Raw genomic sequence first — 24,161 nt, forward strand, 5'->3', positions numbered from 1 at the left:
GATTAGTAAAAGCCCCCACGGCACCTTGACGCTGTGGGGGCTATAGGCTATTTGATTTTCACACACCTGATATTGTCAATAGCGGCATAAAAACCAGTTGTAGTTGGCGAAGTATCGAAATTTTTAAGGGTCATATTATAACTATTCGCACCAGTAGGCCCTAATAATTGGCTTATTTGAGTAATTGATACACCATCCCCTAATTGGTTAACTGTTGATTTGAAGTTACTTAAAGGAATAGTTACGGTTTCCCAACCTTTTGTTTTAAAAGCAACGGTATTTTTCCATGGCTCATAACGCGCAACATAACTGTCACCTGCAAAGGCAGTTTCAATATAAAGAGTACCTCCATTCCATGGGTTAGCCACACTTATTTCAAATTGAATGGCCCAGTTTGAAGGAGGATCTGTAAGATTTGCCACAGGCATCCAGAAATTAGCAGGATTAGAAGTTGCATTGTCATTACCCAATGGCGCGTACTTACTAGCACCGGCAGCTAAAACAGGAGAATTAAAATATATATACATAGTATTATCTGTTCCCAACGGACCATTAAAATCGGCCACAGGGGAAAAAGCCATTGAAATATCTCCATACCAGGAATAACCAAAATAATTACCCCACTCAAAATTTGCTAAAAGACCGTTAGTAACGCCATTTTGAGTATTTACATTATAAACAGTAGAAGCCGTTCCATAACTGGTAACAATGGTCACTGGTCCACTAGAGTAGCTGCTCGAAGCTGGAGCAACAAACGAAACATAACTGCCAGTTGGGCTTGATGTGAAATTTGTAATAGTAGCACCGCCAAAAGAAAATGACTGAATAGTCTTAAGGTAACTACCATAAACATAAATCGAATCACCCTGGTTGGCATTACAGTTGGAAATGCCGGCAATGATCGGCTTCGCATTTATGGTATCCAGGGCAGTACCAGATTTAGTAGTTACCATGATCAGTTTGTTGGATGTTGTTGCCGGCATCAAAAAGCCAAGAGAGGTACCATCGGTACTTGAGTTAAACTTTGGAATTTTGGTTCCGCCATATGTAAACTGTTGAACCAATACTAAATTGGCACCGTACAGATAAACCGAATCGCCCGGGTTAGCGAAAACGTCGGAAATGGACATAATAATAGGTGCTGGCGGACCCAGTTTAAAGGAAAACGTGGTGGAACCCGCCGGTGTTTTATAGTGTAAGGTGTATAGCTTAGTGGTATCAATTGTTGAATACACTATATTCGGTATTTGTACCACCGCGCTGTTCGGCGCAAATAAAGCAGCGTTAAATTGGGTGGGAACGCCATCAAAATCAATTTCCGTCGCATTTTGCAGGTTCTGGCCAATTATAACCACATATTGTCCTGTTCCTCCGGCCCAGGTAGGATCAGTTTTAGGATTACCAGTACTCAAAAGAGTATCCTTAGGTGACGGATGATACATTCTTATGCTTGTAACAATAGGAGCTGCGCCGCTGTTGCTACTCTTCTTACAAGCTGGTAGTAAAGCCATCATCGCGAAGAATAGTGGCAAAAAATACAAGCGGATGTCTAAATTATTTTTCATAATTATAATATTTTTAATTTGTTAAAATTAATAGTAGGGTACTGGTGGCTGTGCCAATTTAGGGTCAGTGGTCACCTCAGATGACGGAATTGGCAGCGTAAATGAACTTATGGTTGCCGGAAGCGTAAGTGGGGTGGCAGTAGTGTCCCTCGTAGCTGTTTTCGTTGTGGGATCATAAGTAAACGAAATACGGCCATGATTGACATCCTGATCATTAAGGAACTTCACAGCGTTAGCCGGATCATAATAAGAATACCTAACCAGGTCTATCCAGTATTGTCCTTCAAAAGCGAGTTCAACTCTTCTTTCCGTACGCAGTGTTGTAGCGCTCAGCGTAAGAACAGGATCAACGCCCGCCCTAGACCGCACCAGGTTAAAATATTTAATAGCATCTCCATCGGCCGTAGTGGTATTATTTCCAAGAATCGCCTCGGCATACACCAGGTAAACATCGGCCAACCTAAGAATCATGGTGTGTTCAATTGATGACCAAGGATCCATTGTTGGCGCATTGTTATCTTTTTCGTTGCCAATAATGTGTTTCTTCAGGCCCGTAGCGGTTGCCTTATAACCACCATCTGCTTGATCTAATTCCGGATAAAGATCTCCGTTCAGCATAATAGTAGCTTTGCGCCGTACTGTATCCTTAGCAGAATACATCTGGTATAGATCGTAGGTTGGCGCCAGAGGTTCCCATCCACCTTCCTTTTCAGGAAGAATGGCGGGGGTTGGCGAAAAATAAAGTTGTAGGTCGTTGCCATTTCCATAACCCACACCCCCAACCCATTGGAGAGAAAATAATGATTCAGGGCTATCATTGTTAACCGGCCTGAAAAGATCATAATAACCTTGATGGTTCGGATCATTCTGCTCAAAAAGCTGTAACCCGCTATTTTTGCACACGTTGCCCGCATACTTTATGGCACTGTCAAGCAATTTCTGGTCGCGTTGCCCGCCACTTTGGCCTAAACCTGCCATTGTTAAATACACCTTGCCCAGCATTCCCTGAGCCGACCAGGTAGTTACCCGGCCTTTGTCATCCGTTTTTGGAAGATTATTTGCTGCATAAGTCAGGTCATTGGCAACGAATTTATAGACATCCGAAACAATATTGCGGTTAAGCAGCGGATTTTTTATCAGTTTGCTGTTGTCCTCAATAATTGGTACGGCACCCCAATACACCGCCAAATGATAATAAGCTACGGCACGAATAAATTTTGCCTCACCTATGGCCGCATTTTTGTCTTTTGCCGAAATGGACGAAGATGCTGTTTGCTGTATGGCATTAATAACGCCATTACATTGCCCGATAACATTGTACAAGCCCACCCAACCATTGGTTACAATACCATTTTGCGCTGTAATAGTGCGTGTAAAAAGTTGTACCAAATCGGGATTATACTGAAAACTACCAGTGCCGCTCAATACATCGCCAATTTGCAACCAGGCCTCATTATTAAATTGCCACCACTCCGAACCGCCGTACAGACTTGCCGTAGCCAGCCGTAAATCGGACGTGGATTTGTAAAAATTATTAGAACTTATCTGCGAGTTGGATGGACGGTCAAGGAAACTCTTTTTACATCCGGTAATTGCTGCTGCAGATAGCAGGATGATAATAATTTTGTGAATTGATTTCATAAACATATATTTTAAATCGATAATCGTTTTATTATTTCAAGGCTATGTTTGCACCCATAGTAAATACTTTTGGCTGCGGATAATAACCCTGGTCCCACCCTGACTGAAGCGGGTTCCACGAACCAATCTCAGGGTCCATGCCCTTATATTTTGTGATTACAAAGACGTTGGTTACTGTTGCAAATACCCTAACCGAATTCACGGATATTTTTGATAAAAGTTTCGGTGAAAACGTGTACCCTAAGGTGATGTTTTTGCACCGCAGGAATGAACCATCCTCGATCATTAAACTATTAGGCCGGTTGTTATCGTTGGTATTGTCATTTCTCAAGCCTACAATCGTTGTATTCGGGTTGGTAACATATACGTTGTTAACATCGGATGCAGAGCCGTTGGGATTTACCAAAGCTAATTTCGCATAGTTTAATACCGATGTAAAAAAAGCGGCATGATTTTGCGGATCGTTTTCCGGTACAGCCACTTGATTGAATACCTTGTTGCCATAGCTGCCGCTAAAGAAAATATTCAAATCAAAATTTTTGTAGTTAAATGTATTATTGATACCATACTGAAATTTTGGAATCGGCGACCCCAAAGCAGTTTCGTCCCTTGAGTCGATAATACCGTCACCATTCAAGTCTTTAAACATACGGTCGCCGTACCAGATACCGCCGCCTGCCTGAGAAACCGGATAAGGATTGCCGTTTGGGTCAGCAGGGAGGGCATGTGTCTTAAAATCACTTGGCTTTGAAAAAATCCCATCAAATACATAACCATAAAACTCGCCAATGGGCTGGCCCACCACTGTTTTTTCGATTATATCGTTAATTACATAAGATTTCTCGCTTAAGTTAGCATCGTCGCCACCGGCACCTAAACTGGTCACTTTGTTAATGTTTCGCGATAGGGTAAGGCTGGTTTTCCAACTAAAATTTTGGGATTTAATATTGGTTGAGTTAATTTGGAAGTCGAACCCTTTGTTGCTTAACGAGCCGACATTGGCATAAGGCGCTTGCATGGACCCCGGCCCATAACCCGCTACAGTACCACTGTATTCAGGAAGCGGCACCTGTAATAAAAGGCCATGTGTTTCGCGATCATAAACATCAACTGTAAAACCTAAGCGCCCATTCAAAAACGATGCGTCAATCCCCGCGTTGTAATCATTTGTTGATTCCCACTTCACATCCGGATTTGGCAAATTGTTTTGAAACTGTGCTGTACCGGATAAGCTACTTGAAACCGTTGCAAGTTGCGTTACAAAGGTATTGCCCGGTATAGCCTGATTGTTGGTTAACCCATAACCAAGCCTTAAATTTAATTCATCTATACCTTTCACACTTTTCAAAAAATCCTCATGATTAATTTTCCAGGCAAAACCGCCAGAATAGGTAGTAACCCAATGATTGTAGCTTGGGAAATTTGAAGAACCATCTCTCCGTATATTGCCGGTTAGCGTGTATCTGTCATCCCAGGAAACATTGACACGGCCGAACCAGGATTCCAGTGCAGAGCCGCCGGTAGGGTTAGATTGCGAATTATCGCCGGAGTTTGTGGCCGTGGTAGCATCCCCCGAATTAAGCCCTTGCACATCGTTTGAGGGAGAATTTCTTCGAGTACCACTAACATTTTGAAAAGTGTTCTCCTGCGATTCATGCCCTGCTAAAGCATCGATATGAAGTTTATTGAAATTATGGTTATAAGTTAGAAAATTGCGTATTACAGTATAAAAATTTTGGGCAGCGGCAGCGGAAACGAAGCTAGGGCTGGGAGTGCTTTTACCAAAAGTATAACTTGGCGAAAACTGATCTTCCGTAGTAAAATCGAAGTTACCGGATAGTTCATTTCGCAGCGACAGATCTTTGGTAAATTTGATTTCGGCATACACATTGCCGAATACTTGATTCCTCGTTTTTAAGTCTTTGACAATTTGGGCTAATGCCACCGGGTTGGCAACAGGTTGTACCACCCCGCTGGGATCGGTAACACCGCCATAGGAGCCGTCAGAGTTAGTGACCGGAACATCAGGGGTAATGCTTAACGCGGTATTGATTACACTACTGGAAGTTGAATTTACATTTTCATTAATATGCGCTAATTGAAGGCTGGTCCCTATTCTTAACCATTTGGTGGTTTGGTTATCTAAATTTAATCGTACCGAGTATCTTTTAAAATCAGATCCAAGCGCTATCCCCTCCTGGTCAAAATACGAGGTTGATAGTAAATATTGGGTTTTTTCATCGCCACCACTTACAGTAATTGTGTGATTGTTTTCGGGAGCTCTCCTGAATAGCGCATTTTGCCAATCGGTACCGAGGCCTAAATATTGGGGAGCAGCAAAATCGGCTCTGGAATCAAAGCCCCAGACAACTGCCCGTGCATTAATGAAAGTAGCAAACTGCTGCAAATTCATTGCAGGCAGCCGCTTCGATATTTCCTGGAAACCGGAATAGAAATCATAAGTTATATGCGGTGCCCCAGCTTTGCCCCTTTTTGTGGTGATTACAACCACGCCATTGTTTGCCTGCGAACCGTATATGGCTGTTGCCGAAGCATCTTTCAATACATCTATTGATTCAATTTCAGCAGGATTGATAGTATTTAATGGATTTGAACCGGTTCCGGGATCGCCGACCGGTGGAATAATAACACCATCTATTACGTACAGTGGCGAATTAGAGCCAGTTATTGACGAGACGCCATTTATTTGGATAGATACGCCGCCTCCGGGTTGGCCCGATATCTGTTGGACGATAACTCCTGGAACTTTTCCCTGCAGTGCCTGGTCAAAAGTAGTTGGTTGTGTTTGGCGAAGGTCGTCCCCTTTTATGGAGCTGATAGAACCTGTAAGATCCTTTCTTGCTCTTTTACCGTATCCAACAACAACCACTTCGTTTAAGTCGCTGGATGTAGGATTTAGCCTAACATTAATTGTACCGGCTTGTTTAATCGTTATAATCTGATGTTCATAACCCAAAAAGCTAAATTCGAGTATATCTCCCGGCTTTGCCATTATTTTATAAGTACCATCAAGAGCGGATGCAACTCCGGTTCCTGAACCCTTAATTTTAATGTTTGCTCCAGGAATCGGTTCTGAATTGTCGGAGCTTGTTACCTTTCCGGTGATAGCGACTGTTTGCGCATATCCTGAAAGACATAACAACATGCTTGCTATAAATAATGAAATATGACGTTTCATTCTCTTTTGTAAATTTTTATCCATTTGATAAAGGATTTTTAAGTTTTTTAATAATTAGGTTAATTGGTTTGGTGTTTGTTAGGTTTTTGATCTCATTTTTTTCTTCATAATTTAATAGGGTGATCTTTACTTGGTTTAAAATTTATTGTTGACAATTATTTATTGCATGGTTAATAAATGAAAGATTGAAAAACAGCCCCGCAAAAGCTGCCGTATAATTTTTTATTTTTATCCAAGCAATTGATCGCCAAAAGCACGCAGACAAAACCTATACTTTGGGTCTGTAGCATTTTTATTGTTATGAATTTTATTTAGTCCGGTTTATTGTTTATAATTTGATGAATATGCACAGCTATAGCGAACCGTTTGTTAACGGCAGAAAGCGCATATTATCGGGAGGTAAAACTACATCGGGGGCAAAAAAAGCGGTAGCCTATTTGTGCGGGAATGTACCGCAAATGTACGAATACAGGTAACTAATTGTAAATAAGATAGTTAAATATATAATTACTTAAACATATTATTTTAATCAAAATAATAATAAACAAATTACCGAACAGCTATCTGGATAACGATATTTAGGAACAGGCGTGAAAAAATAAATAAGAATAAAATTTGACTTACTATTTATTTTCGGACTTTGTCGAAATTCTATTTTGACGAACGTTATTGACGTAGTCAGACGGAAGGATTTTATATTCCTCCTTGAATAGTTTTGTAAAATATTTGGGCGCATAAAAGCCAACTTCGTAGGATATTTGGCTTATAGTCTTCTGGCTATTCTCCAGCAAATAAACTGCCTTTTTCAGCTTTACCAAGCGGATAAATTCAACAGGTGATTTACCTGTAACCGTTAACAGCTTTTTATAAAGTGTTCCCCTGCTCATGTTCACCTGGCGACTTAATTCTTCAACAGAAAGTTTATCATTTGAAATGTTCTGCTCAATATATTCAACTACGTTTCTTAAAAACTTTTCATCCTCAGATTCTATAACCACTTCATTTAAACCAACATTCATCTGTTTTTTATACGTCTGTTTGAATGTGTTCTGAAGCGTCAATAAATTTCTGATCTTTGAAAGCAGTATCTCGAAGTTGAAAGGCTTGGTCATATAATCATTAGCACCAATTTCCAATCCTTTTAATTGATCCTCCTCACCAGTTAAAGCAGTTAACATAATAACCGGGATATGCGAAGTACGTTTATCACCTTTCATCTTTTTACAGAGGTCAATACCATTCATTTCAGGCATACTGATGTCACTTACCATAATATCCGGGTGCTGCGACAAAGCCTTTTGCCATCCTTCCTTACCGTTTGTAGCCTCGACAATGAAAAATATACCTTTAAGGTTGTCTTTCAAATAAAAACGAAAGTCTTCATTATCCTCTACTAACAATACTACTGGCTTTTTATCGAGATGTTGAAGTTTAGGAAAAACCTTTTCTTCTTCGGTTTGCCCGACATCTGCCCATTCATTTTCAATTTCATCTGGTAGGTTCAGGGATGTCAACAAACTATCATTTACAGGCAAGGGCAATCGAATGATGAAACAACTTCCATAACCAGGCTCGCTTTCAATGGTGATGTCGCCGTTGTGCATCTTTACAAATTCACGTGTTATTGCCAGCCCAATACCACTGCCTTGGTTAATTAATGATTTCGGCATATCCGACTGAAAAAAACGCTCAAATATTTTGTCTTGTTTATCCTTATCGATGCCAATACCGGTATCAATAATTTTCATTTCAATTGTTTCGTGTTTGTCTGTTGATTGCGTTTGAATTTTGCTGAGTAATACAGTCACGTTGCCCCCACTATGGGTAAATTTAAATGCATTGGACAGAAGATTGAATAAAATTCTTTCTATCTTGTCGTGATCAAAGCTCGTTATTAACGATTCAATATCAGTATCGAAGGCTAAAGCAATTTTCTTTTCATCGGCAATATCTTGAAAAGACAAGGTGCTCTCTTTTACAAACCTGACGATATCGCCGGGTGTACAGTGTAATTTCAACTCCTGCACTTCCATTTTCCGAAAGTCCAGTAGTTGGTTTACTAAATTCAAAAGTCGCCGCGCGTTCTTCCCGATAATACCGAGTTGTGCACGATATTCAATATCGTATGAAATTTTAAGCAATTTTTCAACCGGCCCCATAATTAAAGCCAAAGGCGTTCTGAACTCGTGGCTCACGTTGGTCAAAAATTTAATTTTTAACTCGTCGAGTTCATGTATACGCTTAACTTCCTGCCTTTCCTGTTCAATTAACAGTTTTGCTTCACGCCGTTCTTGTTCAATTAATAAGCCTGCTTCCCGTTTTTCTTGTTCAGCAGCAAATTGCCGCCTTATTTTTTCTATTCCCCGTTGCCGTATGATAAGGAGCACACCGATCGAGAGTGCCAAATAAATAATGTATGCTACGGTCGATTTCCAGAACGGCGGCAATACTTCAATTTTTAAAGAAATACTTTGCGGATTCCAAACACCATCGGAATTGGACACGCGCACCTTAAATACATAGTCTCCCGCGTCGAGGTTAGTATAACCGGCTTTCCTCGTTTTATTATCAACATTTACCCATCCATTATTAAAACCCTCCAGTATATACTGATATTTTACTTTACCCGGGTTGATATAGTCGAGGGCAGCAAATTCTATCGAAAAGATATTTTCGTCGTGATTAAGGACTATTGTATTCGTTGCCGATATACTTTTTGAAAGGATAACATGCCCGTTAACGGCCTCATTTGCTGTTATGCCCTTATTGAACAACTGAAAGTCGGTAAAGATTAACTGAGGCTTGGAAGTCTCGGGCTCAATGCTCGCCGGATCGAACAGATTAAAACCATCTGCGCCCCCAAATATCAATTCACCGGCGCGTGTTTTTAAAGCTGCGTTTTTGTTAAACTCCCTGCCTTGCAGACCATCTGTTTCGTCGAAATTTTCAAATTGAAACTTATAGGTGCCATTGCCCGGTATCAACGTTATCCGGCTCAGCCCGTTTGATGTACTTAGCCACATGGCCCCCCTGTTATCTTCCAATATATTCAAAACCTGGTTGTCGGGCAACCCGTCTTTTTTAGTCAGCGAGATAAATGTGTTTGTTTTACAATCCAACACATTCAATCCACCCGCGGTCGTTATCCACATCAAACCCCTGCTATCCTCATCTATACTTCTTATTAAATCGTCAAGTAACCCGTTTTTTGAAGTATAGTGCCTTACCAATCCTCCTTCCTTCATTATCACATCTACGCCCAAATACCCGCCCACCCAGATATTGCCATGTTTATCCTCGAAGATCGAGGACGTAAAAGTAGACGTGATGTCGGCCTGGGTTAACGGGTGGTAAAATATTTTTTTTGTCCGGTCGAAAACTTCGAGGCCACCATAAAGCGTTCCTATCCATAAACGGTGCGACGAGTCTTCCAAAATGCTAAATACCCGGTTATCAGCAATACTGGTGGCCACGTTATCGTCGTGTTTATAATGGCTAAACGTTTTCCCGTCAAAGCAATCTAAACCGCCAAAATAGGTACCTATCCATAATTTTTGGTCATGGTCTATACATAGGCTAATAATTACATCGCTTGATAAACTATTGCGATCATTCGGATTGTTTTTGTATTGGGTGTATACACCCGTCTTACGATTAAAATAAATGAGACCGCCGCCATTGGTCCCGATCCATAAATTCCCCAGTTTGTCTTCTGCAAATTTATTGACATCGTTAAACCTTAAACTACCCGGATCAGAATCTAAATGCCTGAAAATAGGGAACCTGATAATATTTTTATGATAATAACTTATTCCCTTTTTGTAAGTACCAGCCCATATAATACCTAAGTCATCCTTATATAGATTCACTGTGTTCTCCCTTAATGAGGTAGGGTCATCTCCCTTGTTTAGCAGATAGGTAATTTTCGCCGTCTTTTTATCCAGCACATTTATACCCCCTTGATCAGCGGCGATCCATATCAAGCCATCATCAGCCTGAACAATATTGGTAACAATGTTTGTGTTTAACTTTATCCCGGATGATTCTTTGCCGATATACCGGAAAGTCCCTGTTGATGGCTGGTAATAAAATACACCTAAATTAGCCGATGACGCATAAAACCATAAATCACCATCGCGATCGACGAGCAAGGTATAATGCTCTTTCTTATTATTGGTTACCTTGTTAAATACGCCAGTGCGATAGCTGATCTTATTAAGTTTAACATCAAGCATCTCCACCATTCCGTCAGTATAAACTATCCAAATATTGCCTTTAACGTCAGGCGTGATGTCTGCAATAGAACTTGAGTATAACGAGGGAGCACCTTTAACACTGTGATAATAATGCGTCGTCTTTTTGCTTATGGTGTTATATCTGTAAATGCCCGAATCAGCATATAAAAACCAAAAGTCTGCAGCAGTGGTGCGTTCAATTTTTTGAGGATTTTTAACAGGTAGCTTTAAAGGACGTGACAATAATGACATATCACTATTAAACCGTTCTGTTTCCGGATCATAAAAACAATATCCGTTACCACTTCCTATCCATAATTTTTTATCAGGGCCTTCAAAAATATTGTTTATATTATCGAATTTAATAGAGTTCTTATTATTTGCGTCGTGCCCAAATACCTTAAAGTTATAACCGTCATAACGGTTAAGGCCCGATTCCGTGCCAAACCACATAAAGCCTTCGGAATCTTTAAATATGCAATTAACCTGGTTGTTCGACAGCCCATTACTTATATCAAGGTGCGAAAACCGATATTGGCTGCGTTGCCCAAAAACATTTACACATCCAAAAATTAATGTAACAGCAAGGAGATAATAATATTTTACGCGCATGTGGCCCATTATTGGAAAAAACAAAAATCAACAGATTGATTTTTGAAGCCAGTAAACTAAGGTAATATAAAAATTGCCTTAACGGGCAATTTTTGTTAACAAACCTGACATTTTGCATTCCCTCTCCTGGTCAAGGCCCGGTTTATTCATTCAACGAAAAATGCGCCCGGCATGTTACTACCGAACGCATCAATTAACCTGTGTGTTTAAACCAAATCAAAGCTGGTGATAATCCCCTAAATTGGTTTATAGTAATTTTAACTTATGAGGTTTTATTATATTTTCACAAACGCCCATTGCTGGTTCTTGCCCCCAAAATAATCATATTGATCGGCCGCGCTACCGTTTCTGAATGGAATTGCGGGATTAGTCCCTAAAGTAACTTCGAGGGCTTTTCCGCTATTTACGTTGATGATTTCATAGAATCCATCATAGGTTGGCTGAATTAACCAGTTTTGATTAGCTCCGCCTGTACCTGTATAATCCCACATATCCACGGCCCCGCCGTTAGAGCCAGACCCACCCCATACTTCCAAACATTTCCCGCTAACATGCATAGGCGTTAACAGGTAGCTGCCATTTGCCGCAGCCTGCACTTTAAATTGCTGATTTGCTCCAGCATCATAATCCCATTGATCTGCCAGCGCCCCATTATTACTTGCCCAGCCACCGATCTCTAAAGGCTTAAAACTATACCTATTGATAATCTGGTACACACCACCAATCTGAAATGCAGGGGACGCGCTAGTTTGTGTTCCTTGTAGAAGGGCCGCTAAATCCCGTTGATCTTTTACAGCGTAAGTCGATCTGTTAATGAGCGATCCAGTGTCCCAAAGAAATGGATGTAAACCGTTTGCCAAAGCCTGGTGCATACAAAAATTATACCAATATGCTCTGGAAGCAAGATTGAAGTTTAAAGAGTCTCCTGTAAGGCTTCGGTCCATTACTGCAAACTCGCCCATTATTACCGGTATGCCTTTACTTGTAAACTTTTTCTGCATCCTTTGGAAATACCCGCTAAGGGTCGATTCCTCGCCCCAGTAAGGATTGTGCGCAACATCGAAGGTGGTGTGATATCCTGTGCCCCAATAATAAAACGCATTGCCCCATGATGCATCCGCGGTCATTAAACAAAAGTTCCAGGGAGTGTAGTTATGGATTTCCACCATCAAACGGTTGGATGCCGGGTCAGTTGGCATTGTGTTCATCAGACTGTCTGTATAAACCATATCACCTCCTTTGGGGCCCTGGATAACCAGCGTCCTGTAACTGTTGTGCCCGCCGGTTGACCTCACGGCGTTGATAAAAGTTTGATGATAAGAAAGTAGAACTCTCATCCCTGTGGTATCCGTTGCGGAGTTAGGTTCATTCGTGCTGGCAAAAAGCAGGTGCTGGTCAAAACCACGCATTTGTGTTGCAATTTGTTCCCAAAGTGCTTTTTGTTTGGCATTAACAGCGGGCTGCGCGGTGGTTGTGCAATTGTTCTCCAACCATCCGCCGTCATAATGTATATTTAATATCGCATACATCCCATCGTTAATGCAGTATTGCACAACCTGCTGCACACGGGTAAGCCAGGCCGGGTCTATTTGCTCGGTTGATGTGTTTATTATATGTGACCAATCCCAATTACAAGGGATCCTTATGGCGTTAAAACCCCTTTGTTTATAGCCGTCGATGAGTGCCTGGGTAATATTAGGGTTTCCCCATGCGTTTTCGTTTCCAGGAGCTTCCAATGTGTTGCCAATATTAATACCTAACGTCATATTTGCAGCTATTTGAGGCGCTGTACTGGTCATCCCCGTTTGATCGGGCGGAAGTGGTGAAGTATTGTAACTTGGGTAACTCAATGCGGCGAATGTCTTATTAACTTTGTTTGTAATAAGCGGCTTAATGCCTGAACCTATTTCTTGCTTGCTGCATCTTGTTAATACAAGGACTGCCAAGATGCATAAAAGATTGATTAAAGTTTTCTTCATAAAAATTGGTTAGTTTTGCGGTTTTTCATGCCACTATAAATAAATTGGTTAATTGCAAGTAAACTTGTCGGTAAAATAGATGACTTATTTGCTTTATAAATCATACAAATGCACTTAGCTACTCAAGCATCTTGTCAAATCGTTCTAAACTCGTGTTTAAACAGGTTATCCGATATACACATGAATTTTAGTAACTGGGTCATCTTCTTTTTGCTAAAAAGTTTTTATTTTATTTTTTAAAAGATTATAATCATATAAAACCTTTCACAAAAAAGATTTCGTCCCATCCGGCGCAAGACCTATAGCCTTGCAAAATGCCATCCACAGCGAACAATAGCTGAATGCCTAAAACGAGAAATTAAATTTGGCTTGTTGGTTTTATAATTGGTCAATATGTACAGTTACAGCGAACCGTTTGTCAACTGTATAAAGCACATATTATTGGGAGGTAAAACTAATGGGGGGGGGCAAAAAGGCGGTAGCCTATTTGTGTGAGAATATACCGCAAATGTGCGAAGATATATAACTAATTGTAAATAAGATATTTAAAAAGTATTTTACTTGTTGCAAAAAAAATGATTTATTATTTAAGCAAGGTCGCCAATGGTCTTTCGATAATCCGTTAGTGTATCGTCTAACGATTTAAGGATACGTTTATCCTTAATTTTAAGTTCTCATCAAGTTGCCGGGCCGTTACATATTGGTTGGTTTCGATAAACCGGCGGACATCTTTGTGAAAGACTTTGATTTGTACATGGAAGGTTCCCTCCTCCCTTTTAAATTGGTCATAAATCACAGCATTTACAGTTGCCATAATCTTGTTTTTTTAGGCCACGTAAAAAAACGTCATGACGGAATAGTGACGGTTTTACGTGAAGCTCAACAAATAATTATGAAAGTCCTGACGTTGTGAAGTTTTTACGGTGTCAGCGCCGTGGAATAAATCCGACTCAAAGATATTAAAAAACGAATTAACTCGAATCAACTTAACCCTTTTTGACTACTTTGCTTCTAAACAAGCAAGTGTGATTACTTTCTTTTGTATAGCATTTTCCCTAAGGAAAGTTGAATAGTTTTAAATGAGGTTTTATGCCAGCAAAAAAAGCACATTGTGATTGCATCAAAACGATAAAGCCCGTGAGGGATGCTTTCGACGTGATCAATGGTAAATGGAAACTACCCATTATCATTTCTGTAGGTGTTGGAAACGATCGGTTCACCGATATACTGGAAAGTATCCCTGGCATTACACCCAAAGTTTTGGCAAAAGAACTGAAAGACTTGGAACAGCACCTTTTGGTCATCAGGACCGTGATTGATGATTATCCGGTGAAGATCACCTATCAATTGGCGCAATATGCTGATACGCTGACGCCCATCATTTATTCTCTGAAAGACTGGGGTTTGAATCACCGTAAAAAGGTCATGGACCGGGAATAATGAATGGCTTAGTCCATATCTGGATTTCGTATAAACGTTTCATTATTGCCTACTTTTGTATCAAAATAGCTATATTAAATTAGCAGAACTTTGTCCTTATAAATTTAAACAATAAGATAATGGCAAAAACAATTTTTATAACGGGCGCATCCCGCGGATTCGGCCGGATTTGGGCAGAAGCGTTTTTACAACGTGGCGATAATGTAGTTGCGGCTGTTCGAACCCCTGAAACATTAACGGAACTTACAAAAGAATTTTCTTCAAATCTATTGGTACTAAAACTTGATGTAACTGATAAAAAAGCAAGTTTTGAAGCAATTGAAACTGCAAAGACCCACTTTGGCCGCATCGATGTATTAATAAATAATGCCGGCTACGGGCACATTGGATCTGTAGAGGAGTTAAACGAGCAAGATGTTAGGACGCAATTTGAAACTAATGTACTGGGTTCATTATGGACTATACAAGCGGTTGTGCCTATCATGCGTCAGCAAAAATCGGGGCATATCATTCAACTTTCAAGCGCTTTGGGTTTGAATACAGTATCATTAATGGGTTTGTACAGTGCATCCAAGTTCGCAGTTGAAGGTCTTACTGAAACGCTGGCTGGCGAAGTAAGTGGCTTTGGCATTAAAGTAACCATATTGGAACCGGGTGGTTTCTCTACAGATTTCTTCGGTACCAATTCCCTTGCATTGAGTGAATCGATACCGGCTTACGATGGCATAAGAAAAGACTTTTATGAACTCGCTAGTGAGCAAGATTCTGGTAACCCTGCTGCAACTGCCAATGCGCTACTTACCCTGGTGGATTCGGAAAATCCGCCATTAAGATTGTTATTGGGTAAAACTGTTTACCCCTGGGTAAAATATACTTACGAAGAACGCCTGAAAACGTGGGAATCATGGCAGGATGTTTCTGTGGCAGCACATGGTTAATAGAAGTTTAAATTAACAGGATCCGGATTTGCCGGGTTCTGTTTTTATAATTGTGAACAATATGAAGCATTTCAAAAAAATCAGCGACCTGCATGAAGCTCTTGGTGTCAAGCCGCCTGAGCACCCCCTTTTTAGTGTGGCTTATGGTGAACGGGATAATTGCACCAGCATTAGCGAACTTGAATTTTTTTCAGAATTTTACATCATTGGATTCAAAAAGCTAAAATCGGGGCAAATGCTTTACGGAAAAACCAAGTACGACCATGATCTTGGCTCCATGTCATTTATCAAACCGCAACAGAAAGTGTCTTTCCGAAATATGGAATTGGAGGAAAAGGGGTTTCTGATCATCATCCATAAGGACTTTTTACCTGGAACGTCCCTCTACAATGAAATTAAAAAATACAGCTATTTTGACTACGAGGTGAATGAGGCGCTACATCTTTCACCCGCGGAAGAAAATATTATCTGGAACCTGTATTTCAGTATAGAAAAGGAATATAATAATAATACAGATGAACATAGCAAAGCGATCATTATCAGTCATCTTGATTCCATGCTAAAATATGCGCAGCGGTTTTACAAAAGACAGTTTATTCATCGGACAGAATTAACCGGAGCGACGCTTACCAGGTTCAATGCATTACTCGCTGCAAATTTCGAAGAAAGAAAATCGAAAGATATTGGGCTGCCTACGGTAGCTTCCATGGCAGAAAAGATGCATATATCTCCCCGTTATTTAACTGATCTGCTTAAAGAAGAAACAGGAAAAACAGCGTTAGAACTTATTCACCTTTTTTTGATCGGTGAGGCAAAAAATATGCTGACAGGGGGCGACATGAACATATCGGAGATCTCGACGTCGCTTGGGTTTGAGAATCCAACTTATTTTTCGCGTCTGTTTAAAAAAGAGGTAGGGAGTGCTCCCAATAAATTTAAGGACCGCTTATTGAATTAGGATGTGAAATTTAATTTATAAAAAAATGAAGCGCACAGCAAAAGCATATAGGTGAGGCATTCTAAAAGAAGGTAAATGCTAAAGCCCCTTATCGGCTCAATTCAACCTATGTCAAAAATATTTTTCGGAAACCGGGTAAAAAAGAAAGAGAAACAGCACAAAATATGTACAGTTAAAACTAATTGATACCGCGAAAGAACAGATAAACAACGAATTGCACAAAAATAAAAATGGCATAATACGATTTTACATATCTGCACGCACAGGGGGTCAATTATGGTACAAATTTCGAACGGCTAAAATTATTGAATTCATTTCTCTAAGTTCATTAAAGGAAACTAAAAAAGGCACATAAATGCATTAGCTAAAAGGTGTGATACTTTGTTGATTGATTTGCGATGGGATTAATTGTCAAAACGGTTGCCCATTTAACAAAGAGGCATTACAAGAGATATAATGGTAACTTAGTACCAGTACAATTAATCAGCGATGACAGAACTAATCAAACAAAATATCATCAAACATATTGCGCTTTCCGAAGAGGAAACTGAAGCATTTTGCAGTTTATTTCAACAAAAACTCATTGGTAAAAAAAGTTTCTTGCTGAGAGCTGGTGAAGTTTGCAGGTTTGAAGGCTTTGTGAACAAAGGACTTTTTCGCGTTTATCATATCGACCAGAATGGTTTTGAGCAAATATTATACTTCGCAGCTGAGAATTGGTGGATTACTGATATTGACAGTTTTACCAATGGCATGCCTTCGCAACTTTATATAGAGGCAATTGAAGATAGTGAGGTGTTACTGATATCCAAAAAGGATAAAGAATTTGCTTATACAAATCTGCCTAAAATAGAAAAGCTATTCAGGGTAATGACTCAAAAAACGCATGTGGCCTTACAGAGGAGAATGATAGACAATTTAAGTAAAACGGCAGACCAGCGCTACCTCGACTTCATGGAGAAATATCCTGAATTATTCCAACGCCTTTCTAACCTGCAGATAGCTGCCTATTTAGGGATCAGCCATGAGTTCCTGAGTAAGATCAGAAAGAAGATAGCTGGTCAAAAATAGAGGCAGCTTTTATTTATTGAACTTGTTCAATCTTTTTGCGCTATGGATGGATGCACTTTTGCATTATCATTTAAAACACTTAAAGATGAGGCAAATTATTTCAATAACATTATTAACAACTCTAATTTTATTCAAAATGGACACACAAGCACAAAGTTTCAAAACCATTGAAACAAGCAGTTTGAAACTACAGGTTTACAACGCATCGGAAAACAGTTTTGGTGTAGCATCGGTTATTATATCCGGTAAAACTGACGCAGTTTTAATTGACGCGCAATTCACCCTGGCAGATGCTGATAAAGTAGCGCAGGAAATCAAAAATTCCGGCAAAAAATTAACCGCTATTTATGTTTCTTATGGCGACCCTGATTTTTATTTCGGACTGGAAGTTTTCAAAAAATACTTCCCGGAAGTAACTGCTTATGCCTCATCGGCGACAGTGGAACATATCAAAGCGACTGCTCAAAAGAAATTAGAAGTTTGGGGTGGGCAATTGGGTAATAAGGTAACCTCAAATGTCATTTTACCGCAGGTTTTAAAAGGCAACAGCATTGAGCTGGAAGGACAGAAATTGGAGATTGTGGGCTTAGAAGAATTTCCAAATAAAACCTTCGTATGGATACCTTCCATTAAAACAGTTGTAGGTGGTATCAATGTTTTTGGAACCACCTTCAATCTTTGGATGGCGGATGCGCAGACCGCTGATGCGCGTAAGCAATGGATCAATGTTTTAGATAAAATTGAAGCATTACATCCGGCTATCGTGATTCCAGCCCACGCCAATAACGCAAGTCCATTTGACATTAGTGCTGTAAAACATACTAAAACCTATATCGAATTTTACGAAGAGGCTTTAAAAACTAACAAAACTTCAGCAGCGCTGGTTGCAGCAGTAAAAGAAAAATACCCTGCACTTACTTTTGATATAGCCTTACAAATAGGTGCAAAAGTAAACACAGGAGAAATGAAATGGTAAAATTGAAAATATTGTTCAACCTGGCAATGCTTATTGCGCTGCCAGGTTGTTCCTTAAATTAAAAGCAAATGACAAATCTTGAAATTATAAAAAGCACTTATGAAGGAAAGACTTCAGAAGAAAACGGCAAAAATTTAATCAAATATGCTGCCGAAGATATCTCCTGGACCGAAGCCAAAGGTTTTCCTTATGCAGGCACTTACATAGGTTTGCAAAGCGTTACAAAAAACGTTTTTAGCCGCTTAGGAAGCGAATGGGTGGATTATAAGTTTACACCGGAAGACTATGTTGCAAGTGATGATAAGGTTGCTGCCTACGGTACCTACACAGGCACTTACAAAATCACCGGCAAATATTTTGAAGCCAGGGTAGCCCATGTCTGGAAATTGGAAGATGGAAAAATAATAAGGTTTGAACAGTTTGTCGACAGCAAGCTGGTAAATGACGCAATCCTACCAAAGGCATAAAAGACCAATTATTGGTAAAGTCATATCGAAGCCAGATCAACGCCGTTGTTGCAAATATCAGTTGTTCAAAGAATGAAAGCAAATCAGAACGCGCTTCGCGTGTTGTGATTTGCTTCATTTCATTGAAATAGCCATTAACCCTTTCGTGTTATAGTGAGCTTATTTCACCGGCCTATTTTAGGAGCCCGGTCAAGTCCCTGGTCTAAATCTTCGCCGGGGTTCCTGCCTTTTTTTTGATCTTGTTCTTGCCTTTTTTGTTCCTCCTTCCTCAAATTTTGCTGGATCAGTTCTGGTAAGGCAGATTGAAAAAGCTGTTTAACCACAGCAATCAACTCGTTTTGAATAGGGTGGGCTTCGACAAATTCTTTAATATCAACCCCAAGTATTTCTGCCGTAGCTACCGGATCGAGCTTTGCTTCAATGGGGATTTCGACTACAACAACATTTTTCGGCAGTGATTTGATATTGGCCGGGGGATCGTAAACGGTATGTTTTTGCGTATGATAGAAAAAGAGATAGGCTTCGCCTGCACGCCCGGCCTGCATCTGGTGCAATTGGATGCTGTTTCCCGGTGCTTTTGTTTCACGTAACTCGCCCAACCGCAGGTCTATGGTAAAATCTGTTCCATTAATGTCAATATGTGGCAATTCACCCACCAGGCGCTTATTAAGCTGCTCCGCAAATTCCTGCTCCTTTATTTGTTGCTCCATTTGCAACTGCAATTGTTTTTGGGTGGGATATTCACTCTGCATGTCTTTCAGGAAACCTTTAATCTCCTGCTCAGCGGCGTTCCTGGCCTGCATTAAATGAACCGCATGTTGAACACCCTGGTTAAAACTTGCTGAAAGCTCCGGCGACCATTTCCGGTCAATTTCATCCTGGAACAACTGCAAGGGATTAGGCGGATTGGTAGCGATCAGATAAACCCCTAACTTAAAGGAACCTTCAACGGGTTCAACGCTACGGCCATACATTTGCAGTTTGTTGTACAATGCGGCAGATTGTACAGTATAAAGGGTGGGCACAACCATCTCATATTTTTGGTCATGCACTTCCTTGCCGACCATTCTGCCACCTTTCTCCTGGGACTTCATGTCCTCAAAGCGCAGGTGGGTGCCCAACAAACTCAGCCGGGGATGGATAGCCAGCAGCTTAATCTCTACACGGTAGCCCTTTTGTTGAAGTTCATCTATGGTCTTATTCATCTCTGGGCCGGACGAAAACGTTGTTTCCAGTATATAGTTAAGCCGGTTGTCTTCGCAGTAAGCCCTCAAACCATTATTCCAATCCTGCGCGTATTTGGCAGTAAGTGAAGGATAGTAGGATTCAAAGCGGGATTTGATCTCATGGGCGTCAGGGTGATAATCTCTGAACAAGTCTGCATTACAATTAATAATATTACCACCTAATTCGGCCCTGGCGATTCTTTCTAACTCTGTTTTGCCCGCACCAGGCTGGGCACCTAAGATAATGACCACGGGGCTATCGGATGCTTTAGCAATAGCCGTGTTATCTTCAATAATGATCTGTTGAATTTTGTCAAACCGTTGTTCAGAGAGCGTGTACAAGTTCTTTAAGGACTCGGTTCGGTCTACCCCATACTCTGAACTTAAATCGGGATTTTTTTTTTCTCCGCTAATAAGATAGGACCGTATTTTTCAATGACCTGATCCATCCGCTCCAGGCTGGAAAAATTATCATTGTTGTTTACCGCCTCAATAGCCTCTTTGCGTAAAGCCAGCAATTCCTCGATGCGCTGCTGATCAGGATTGGCCTTTTCAGATTCTTTCATTTTTTCCCGCGAGGCCAGTGCTACCAATCCGTTTAATATAGAGTTAGCGCTTTCAGTTCTGGTATACCAGTCGAGCGGATTGCGCGCCTGTACGGTTTTAGCAGGGGGTAACGGCAGGTTTAATTGCCGGTACATTTCAACGTAGGTTTGGTAATCCATCACCACTCTTGTCGGTTCACCGCTTTCGTCTGTCAAAATTTGTGTTTCCATACTCTTATCCATCGTTAATCAAATTTACTAATTTTTTTGGTTGTTTGATAGGGCAGCCGCCAAAACCGCTGCCCTATATTTAATGGGTTCATGGCAGAATTGAATTAGCGGACGTGGGTTAAATTCATATAGTGCCAGATCAGCATAATGGTGCCGACCGATGTTACCAAACCTATCAATCCAAAGACGATCCATGAAAGCACCGCTTTGTATTGCTCAGGCGTTTTGGCATCTGTGAATAGCTGAAGTTTCCGTGTGATCGGGGCCGGGCCTCTGTTGATCATCTCTCTGATGGCAACAAAGTCTGTAGCCATATTTTTAGTGATGCCTGCAAGCCCGGCAGTAATGGCTTCCTTTACCACGGACAGATCAGGAGCTGGCGCAGTCACTTTCATATTGGCCAGCTTGGTTGCAAATTCTTCTTTTTGCTTCTTGCTTTCGGTGAGCAATCGTTCGATCACGGTGTCTTTTTCCTTAATCGCTACTGCCTGAGTTTCCATGTATTTCTGCATTTTTTCTTCATGCTCGAAAATATTTTTGAGCATATCCGTCATAGTCACTTCATCGATTACTGTTGCTTCATTCTTCATATTATCATTAATTAATGGTTTTACAATTCAATTTCCCTACCTGCTTATGTGGTAGCTTTGATCCTGGCCTAACTTTTTCTTCTTCTTTTTACTTGGCGTTTCCGGTTCTTCTTCCGGCATGGTTTGAAGCAGGCCAGCAAACAATTCGCCGCCAGTTGCCAGCGCTGCACTTAAATAATGCGTTTCCGGTTCCCGCTTCAAATAGATTTTCTGCTCTTTTTGCTCATTCTCGCTAATCACTTCCCGTAACTGATCGGCCAAACTTTTGGGTTGTTCCTGCTCATACGCTTGACGTTGATCGCGGGCCTGGTTTTTAGCCTGCATTTGCTGTACCTGCCGCTGTGTCTGCTCCTGCCGAATTTTCTTTTCGATGTCGGCCAGGCTGTAACCCACCTGGCTGCCTTTGAACCTGACATGCTGCTGATCGGTAAAAGCGATACCTCGCCCAAGTTCCACCTGATAGCCTTTCTGCTCCATATAGCTTTTGACTTCCTTTACGCTTTTGCATTGCTTAACCGCCTTAGCCAAATGTGCTTTTAAGTGTTCCTTGCGCTGATCCACCCGCTGGCTTTGCGCTACCCTCTGCTCTGGTTTCAGGAATTTGTTAGGGCTCAGCACTTTGGTCAATTTGTAAGCTTGCTCCATCCGTCTGCAATATTCAGCCATGCGCCGATAGCTGTTACTGTCGCTCCCGGTCGGCCCCTCTAAACCGATCCGGTTGGCAACAATATGCAGGTGTTCATGCTCGGTATCGGCATGGGTAATCACTACGTATTGTCTATCTGCAAAATCAAACTCTTTGGCCAACTTCTGAGCGATATCGATCTTGTCCTGTGTGCTGAGTTTTCCATTGTCGGCCAGGTCAAAACTGATACTGGCGTGGAACACCCGCTTGCTGACATTCGGGTTCAATTGCGCTACCTCTACAAATTGCCGGATCAATTCTTTCTTGTTGCCAAAGCACTGGTTATAGTAAATGACCTCCGACTGCTTCTTTTCCATTTCCAGCTTTTGCAGTTCCTCATTCTCCTGCAACCGGCCTTCATGCAGGTAGCTCATGCAGCCGCGAAAACTTTTACCTGTAGTGATTTTCCCGATCATGCCAAATAATTCTTAACCTCTTTTACTACACTCTGCAAGCTTCTGACTTCCTGGTTCAGCAATGCTCTGTCAAGTGTATTTAAATCTTCACCCTTGTTCCGCTTCCTGGCGATTTGATTTAAATTGGCCGCCATGTGATTTAAGGTGCCGGTAAATTTCAACACTTCCCTCGGCAAAGTCTTCGCCGTTATCCGGCCATTTAATCCTATTTGACGGAGATAAATTGATACGTTTGTCCTGGCGCGTTTGGCATTGGACTGTATCATCTTTTTCTCGATAATATTACACATCACCGTCAATTGGCAATCTCTTTTTATTTGCGCCTTCGGGCGGCCACCCTTGTTTACCACTCTTAGTTTCTGTGTTTCCTTCTCCATTTGACTTACTTTAAAATCAAGGCTGATAAAGCATCAATCTGTCTTAATAAATTCTTTCCTAATCCCCCCAAATGCGATAGCATGAAGGGGGCCAGCGAGTTTTGGCAGGGCCGAAACATAGCTGGCTCCGCTTACAGGCCAAAGGCCTGTTCCGCTATCTGTATATATGGCTATCGCCATATATACAGAGGCTGTTTGGGCAGCACCTTGGTGCTGCCCAGCCAAAAGCGGCTTGCCGCTTTCGCGGTTCTTCGATAATCGCTATTGCGATTATCGGTCTGTTCAAACGGTGGCACCAAAGGTGCCGCCCATTCTCTCCGGCGGCTTGCCGCCGCGTCTATTTTACACCCGCCTGCGGGTGTCGGGCTTTCAGCATACCGCTCGCGGTATCGCTGATCCGCCGATCCTTTTACCGATGGGCGCCATTGGTGCCTCATCGGTACGCTACCCAATCAGGGCGGGTGTGTCGGGCTGCGTTCAAAAGGCCGTTTACTTTTTGACGCACTTAGGATCGCCCTATAATGCCGTTAACTTAATATTACCGCTAATGATAAGGATAGTAGTTTCCAAGCGCTCCATTGGACTTAAAACGCTTTGGATTTTTTACTTCCGGTTGTCAGATGCTTTAACGCATCTTCCTGTATTTCATCCGCCGTTTTCTTCCGGCCAGACTTGATCCATTCGGTGAGTTCCGAACGATAGAAATACAGGCGTTTCCCGCGCTTATTAACAGGGATTTCTTTTCGGCATACTTTACTGTAAACGGTTGGAACAGCAAGATCTAAAAATATTGCAGCCTTGGCAACGGGCATAATTTCGTCTTGCTCCGGCGACTGTACTTGTCGCTGAAGTAAAAGCTGTTCTATGATGTCCAGCTTTTCTTGCATCTTAGTTACCGCTTCGGGTAACTGGTCAAAGGTGAGTGTATCTTTCATTGCGCATTAATTTTGTTTAATGCTGCAATGGTATGGGCCTGTTTTGCAGGGTTACAAGTAGGTAAGCGGCAACCC

20 protein-coding genes are annotated in these 24,161 nt (G+C 41.2%); 7 read left to right on the forward strand and 13 right to left on the reverse strand.

Features of this window, described 5'->3' with window-relative positions; all coding sequences use genetic code 11:
• Positions 1 to 47: 47 nt before the first annotated feature.
• The 3 genes from BLU33_RS17145 to BLU33_RS17155 are packed head-to-tail and all read right to left on the reverse strand — an operon-like array spanning position 48 to position 6,405.
• The gene (locus BLU33_RS17145; RefSeq protein ID WP_157682204.1) at positions 48 to 1,565 is read right to left on the reverse strand and encodes a glycan-binding surface protein; all 1,518 of its coding nucleotides are present in this window, start codon (positions 1,563 to 1,565) and stop codon (positions 48 to 50) included.
• 27 nt (positions 1,566 to 1,592) lie between these two features.
• Entirely contained in the window at positions 1,593 to 3,206 is a 1,614-nt protein-coding gene (locus BLU33_RS17150) for a RagB/SusD family nutrient uptake outer membrane protein (protein WP_091380753.1), read from the reverse strand.
• A gap of 31 nt (positions 3,207 to 3,237) precedes the next feature.
• Positions 3,238 to 6,405 carry a SusC/RagA family TonB-linked outer membrane protein gene (locus BLU33_RS17155; protein ID WP_232009321.1) on the reverse strand — a complete coding sequence of 1,056 codons (3,168 nt, stop codon included), beginning with the start codon at positions 6,403 to 6,405 and terminating at the stop codon, positions 3,238 to 3,240.
• A 344-nt stretch (positions 6,406 to 6,749) separates the two neighbouring features.
• Between BLU33_RS17155 and BLU33_RS25600 the strand changes: the two genes are divergently transcribed.
• The gene (locus BLU33_RS25600; RefSeq protein WP_262493819.1) at positions 6,750 to 6,881 is read left to right on the forward strand and encodes a hypothetical protein; all 132 of its coding nucleotides are present in this window, start codon (positions 6,750 to 6,752) and stop codon (positions 6,879 to 6,881) included.
• Between the two features lie 147 nt (positions 6,882 to 7,028).
• Here the strand turns inward: BLU33_RS25600 and BLU33_RS17160 are convergent, their stop codons facing one another.
• The 3 genes from BLU33_RS17160 to BLU33_RS17170 all read right to left on the reverse strand — a co-directional run bounded on the left by BLU33_RS17160 (position 7,029) and on the right by BLU33_RS17170 (position 14,045).
• Positions 7,029 to 11,252 (reverse strand): hybrid sensor histidine kinase/response regulator transcription factor, encoded by a 4,224-nt coding sequence (locus BLU33_RS17160; RefSeq protein ID WP_091380755.1) that lies wholly within the window; start codon positions 11,250 to 11,252, stop codon positions 7,029 to 7,031.
• A 275-nt stretch (positions 11,253 to 11,527) separates the two neighbouring features.
• On the reverse strand, positions 11,528 to 13,231 hold the full coding sequence (locus BLU33_RS17165) for a cellulase family glycosylhydrolase (RefSeq protein WP_091375742.1): 1,704 nt from the start codon (positions 13,229 to 13,231) through the stop codon (positions 11,528 to 11,530).
• Positions 13,232 to 13,865: 634 nt separating this feature from the next.
• Positions 13,866 to 14,045: a hypothetical protein gene (locus BLU33_RS17170; protein WP_091375745.1), complete on the reverse strand. Its 180-nt coding sequence runs from the start codon at positions 14,043 to 14,045 to the stop codon at positions 13,866 to 13,868.
• Positions 14,046 to 14,368: 323 nt separating this feature from the next.
• On the opposite strand from BLU33_RS17170, the gene BLU33_RS17175 reads away from it, so the two are divergent.
• From BLU33_RS17175 to BLU33_RS17200, 6 genes are all read left to right on the forward strand, one after another.
• Complete coding sequence (locus BLU33_RS17175; RefSeq protein WP_232009322.1) at positions 14,369 to 14,671, forward strand: winged helix-turn-helix transcriptional regulator; 303 nt, start codon at positions 14,369 to 14,371, stop codon at positions 14,669 to 14,671.
• A gap of 119 nt (positions 14,672 to 14,790) precedes the next feature.
• The gene (locus BLU33_RS17180) at positions 14,791 to 15,609 is read left to right on the forward strand and encodes an SDR family NAD(P)-dependent oxidoreductase (RefSeq protein ID WP_091375751.1); all 819 of its coding nucleotides are present in this window, start codon (positions 14,791 to 14,793) and stop codon (positions 15,607 to 15,609) included.
• Positions 15,610 to 15,670: 61 nt separating this feature from the next.
• Positions 15,671 to 16,567, forward strand: coding sequence for a helix-turn-helix domain-containing protein (locus tag BLU33_RS17185; protein WP_091375753.1), 897 nt, complete (start codon positions 15,671 to 15,673; stop codon positions 16,565 to 16,567).
• Positions 16,568 to 17,056: 489 nt separating this feature from the next.
• Complete coding sequence (locus BLU33_RS17190; protein ID WP_091375757.1) at positions 17,057 to 17,638, forward strand: Crp/Fnr family transcriptional regulator; 582 nt, start codon at positions 17,057 to 17,059, stop codon at positions 17,636 to 17,638.
• A 136-nt stretch (positions 17,639 to 17,774) separates the two neighbouring features.
• On the forward strand, positions 17,775 to 18,614 hold the full coding sequence (locus tag BLU33_RS17195; RefSeq protein ID WP_197684517.1) for an MBL fold metallo-hydrolase: 840 nt from the start codon (positions 17,775 to 17,777) through the stop codon (positions 18,612 to 18,614).
• 68 nt (positions 18,615 to 18,682) lie between these two features.
• Positions 18,683 to 19,081, forward strand: coding sequence for a nuclear transport factor 2 family protein (locus tag BLU33_RS17200; RefSeq protein WP_091375761.1), 399 nt, complete (start codon positions 18,683 to 18,685; stop codon positions 19,079 to 19,081).
• A gap of 164 nt (positions 19,082 to 19,245) precedes the next feature.
• Here BLU33_RS17200 and BLU33_RS17205 read toward each other — a convergent pair whose 3' ends face one another.
• The 7 genes from BLU33_RS17205 to BLU33_RS17235 all read right to left on the reverse strand — a co-directional run bounded on the left by BLU33_RS17205 (position 19,246) and on the right by BLU33_RS17235 (position 24,086).
• Positions 19,246 to 20,649 carry a zeta toxin family protein gene (locus tag BLU33_RS17205; RefSeq protein ID WP_157682207.1) on the reverse strand — a complete coding sequence of 468 codons (1,404 nt, stop codon included), beginning with the start codon at positions 20,647 to 20,649 and terminating at the stop codon, positions 19,246 to 19,248.
• Positions 20,650 to 20,690: 41 nt separating this feature from the next.
• Positions 20,691 to 21,083 carry a hypothetical protein gene (locus BLU33_RS17210; RefSeq protein ID WP_091171724.1) on the reverse strand — a complete coding sequence of 131 codons (393 nt, stop codon included), beginning with the start codon at positions 21,081 to 21,083 and terminating at the stop codon, positions 20,691 to 20,693.
• A 104-nt stretch (positions 21,084 to 21,187) separates the two neighbouring features.
• Positions 21,188 to 21,673, reverse strand: a complete 486-nt coding sequence (locus BLU33_RS17215) for a hypothetical protein (protein ID WP_091375766.1) — start codon at positions 21,671 to 21,673, stop codon at positions 21,188 to 21,190.
• Between the two features lie 36 nt (positions 21,674 to 21,709).
• The gene (locus tag BLU33_RS17220; RefSeq protein WP_091375770.1) at positions 21,710 to 22,774 is read right to left on the reverse strand and encodes a relaxase/mobilization nuclease domain-containing protein; all 1,065 of its coding nucleotides are present in this window, start codon (positions 22,772 to 22,774) and stop codon (positions 21,710 to 21,712) included.
• On the reverse strand, positions 22,771 to 23,151 hold the full coding sequence (locus tag BLU33_RS17225) for a plasmid mobilization protein (protein ID WP_091375771.1): 381 nt from the start codon (positions 23,149 to 23,151) through the stop codon (positions 22,771 to 22,773). The genes BLU33_RS17220 and BLU33_RS17225 overlap by 4 nt, the downstream gene beginning before the upstream one ends.
• A 170-nt stretch (positions 23,152 to 23,321) precedes the next feature.
• Positions 23,322 to 23,588, reverse strand: a complete 267-nt coding sequence (locus BLU33_RS17230) for a hypothetical protein (RefSeq protein ID WP_157682209.1) — start codon at positions 23,586 to 23,588, stop codon at positions 23,322 to 23,324.
• 147 nt (positions 23,589 to 23,735) lie between these two features.
• Positions 23,736 to 24,086, reverse strand: a complete 351-nt coding sequence (locus BLU33_RS17235) for a helix-turn-helix domain-containing protein (protein ID WP_091375777.1) — start codon at positions 24,084 to 24,086, stop codon at positions 23,736 to 23,738.
• Positions 24,087 to 24,161 lie beyond the last annotated feature (75 nt).

The organism is Mucilaginibacter mallensis (genome assembly GCF_900105165.1).
In the GTDB taxonomy this organism is placed as follows: domain Bacteria; phylum Bacteroidota; class Bacteroidia; order Sphingobacteriales; family Sphingobacteriaceae; genus Mucilaginibacter; species Mucilaginibacter mallensis.

What these genes read in the sequence shown, in the direction of transcription:
- BLU33_RS17145 (WP_157682204.1), bottom strand. Translation starts at nt 1,565, where the DNA reads ATGAAAAATAATTTAGACATCCGCTTGTATTTTTTGCCACTATTCTTC.
- BLU33_RS17150 (WP_091380753.1), bottom strand. Translation starts at nt 3,206, where the DNA reads ATGAAATCAATTCACAAAATTATTATCATCCTGCTATCTGCAGCAGCA.
- BLU33_RS17155 (WP_232009321.1), bottom strand. Translation starts at nt 6,405, where the DNA reads ATGAAACGTCATATTTCATTATTTATAGCAAGCATGTTGTTATGTCTT.
- BLU33_RS25600 (WP_262493819.1), top strand. Translation starts at nt 6,750, where the DNA reads ATGCACAGCTATAGCGAACCGTTTGTTAACGGCAGAAAGCGCATATTA.
- BLU33_RS17160 (WP_091380755.1), bottom strand. Translation starts at nt 11,252, where the DNA reads ATGCGCGTAAAATATTATTATCTCCTTGCTGTTACATTAATTTTTGGA.
- BLU33_RS17165 (WP_091375742.1), bottom strand. Translation starts at nt 13,231, where the DNA reads ATGAAGAAAACTTTAATCAATCTTTTATGCATCTTGGCAGTCCTTGTA.
- BLU33_RS17170 (WP_091375745.1), bottom strand. Translation starts at nt 14,045, where the DNA reads ATGGCAACTGTAAATGCTGTGATTTATGACCAATTTAAAAGGGAGGAG.
- BLU33_RS17180 (WP_091375751.1), top strand. Translation starts at nt 14,791, where the DNA reads ATGGCAAAAACAATTTTTATAACGGGCGCATCCCGCGGATTCGGCCGG.
- BLU33_RS17185 (WP_091375753.1), top strand. Translation starts at nt 15,671, where the DNA reads ATGAAGCATTTCAAAAAAATCAGCGACCTGCATGAAGCTCTTGGTGTC.
- BLU33_RS17190 (WP_091375757.1), top strand. Translation starts at nt 17,057, where the DNA reads ATGACAGAACTAATCAAACAAAATATCATCAAACATATTGCGCTTTCC.
- BLU33_RS17195 (WP_197684517.1), top strand. Translation starts at nt 17,775, where the DNA reads ATGGACACACAAGCACAAAGTTTCAAAACCATTGAAACAAGCAGTTTG.
- BLU33_RS17200 (WP_091375761.1), top strand. Translation starts at nt 18,683, where the DNA reads ATGACAAATCTTGAAATTATAAAAAGCACTTATGAAGGAAAGACTTCA.
- BLU33_RS17210 (WP_091171724.1), bottom strand. Translation starts at nt 21,083, where the DNA reads ATGGAAACACAAATTTTGACAGACGAAAGCGGTGAACCGACAAGAGTG.
- BLU33_RS17215 (WP_091375766.1), bottom strand. Translation starts at nt 21,673, where the DNA reads ATGAAGAATGAAGCAACAGTAATCGATGAAGTGACTATGACGGATATG.
- BLU33_RS17220 (WP_091375770.1), bottom strand. Translation starts at nt 22,774, where the DNA reads ATGATCGGGAAAATCACTACAGGTAAAAGTTTTCGCGGCTGCATGAGC.
- BLU33_RS17225 (WP_091375771.1), bottom strand. Translation starts at nt 23,151, where the DNA reads ATGGAGAAGGAAACACAGAAACTAAGAGTGGTAAACAAGGGTGGCCGC.
- BLU33_RS17230 (WP_157682209.1), bottom strand. Translation starts at nt 23,588, where the DNA reads ATGAGGCACCAATGGCGCCCATCGGTAAAAGGATCGGCGGATCAGCGA.
- BLU33_RS17235 (WP_091375777.1), bottom strand. Translation starts at nt 24,086, where the DNA reads ATGAAAGATACACTCACCTTTGACCAGTTACCCGAAGCGGTAACTAAG.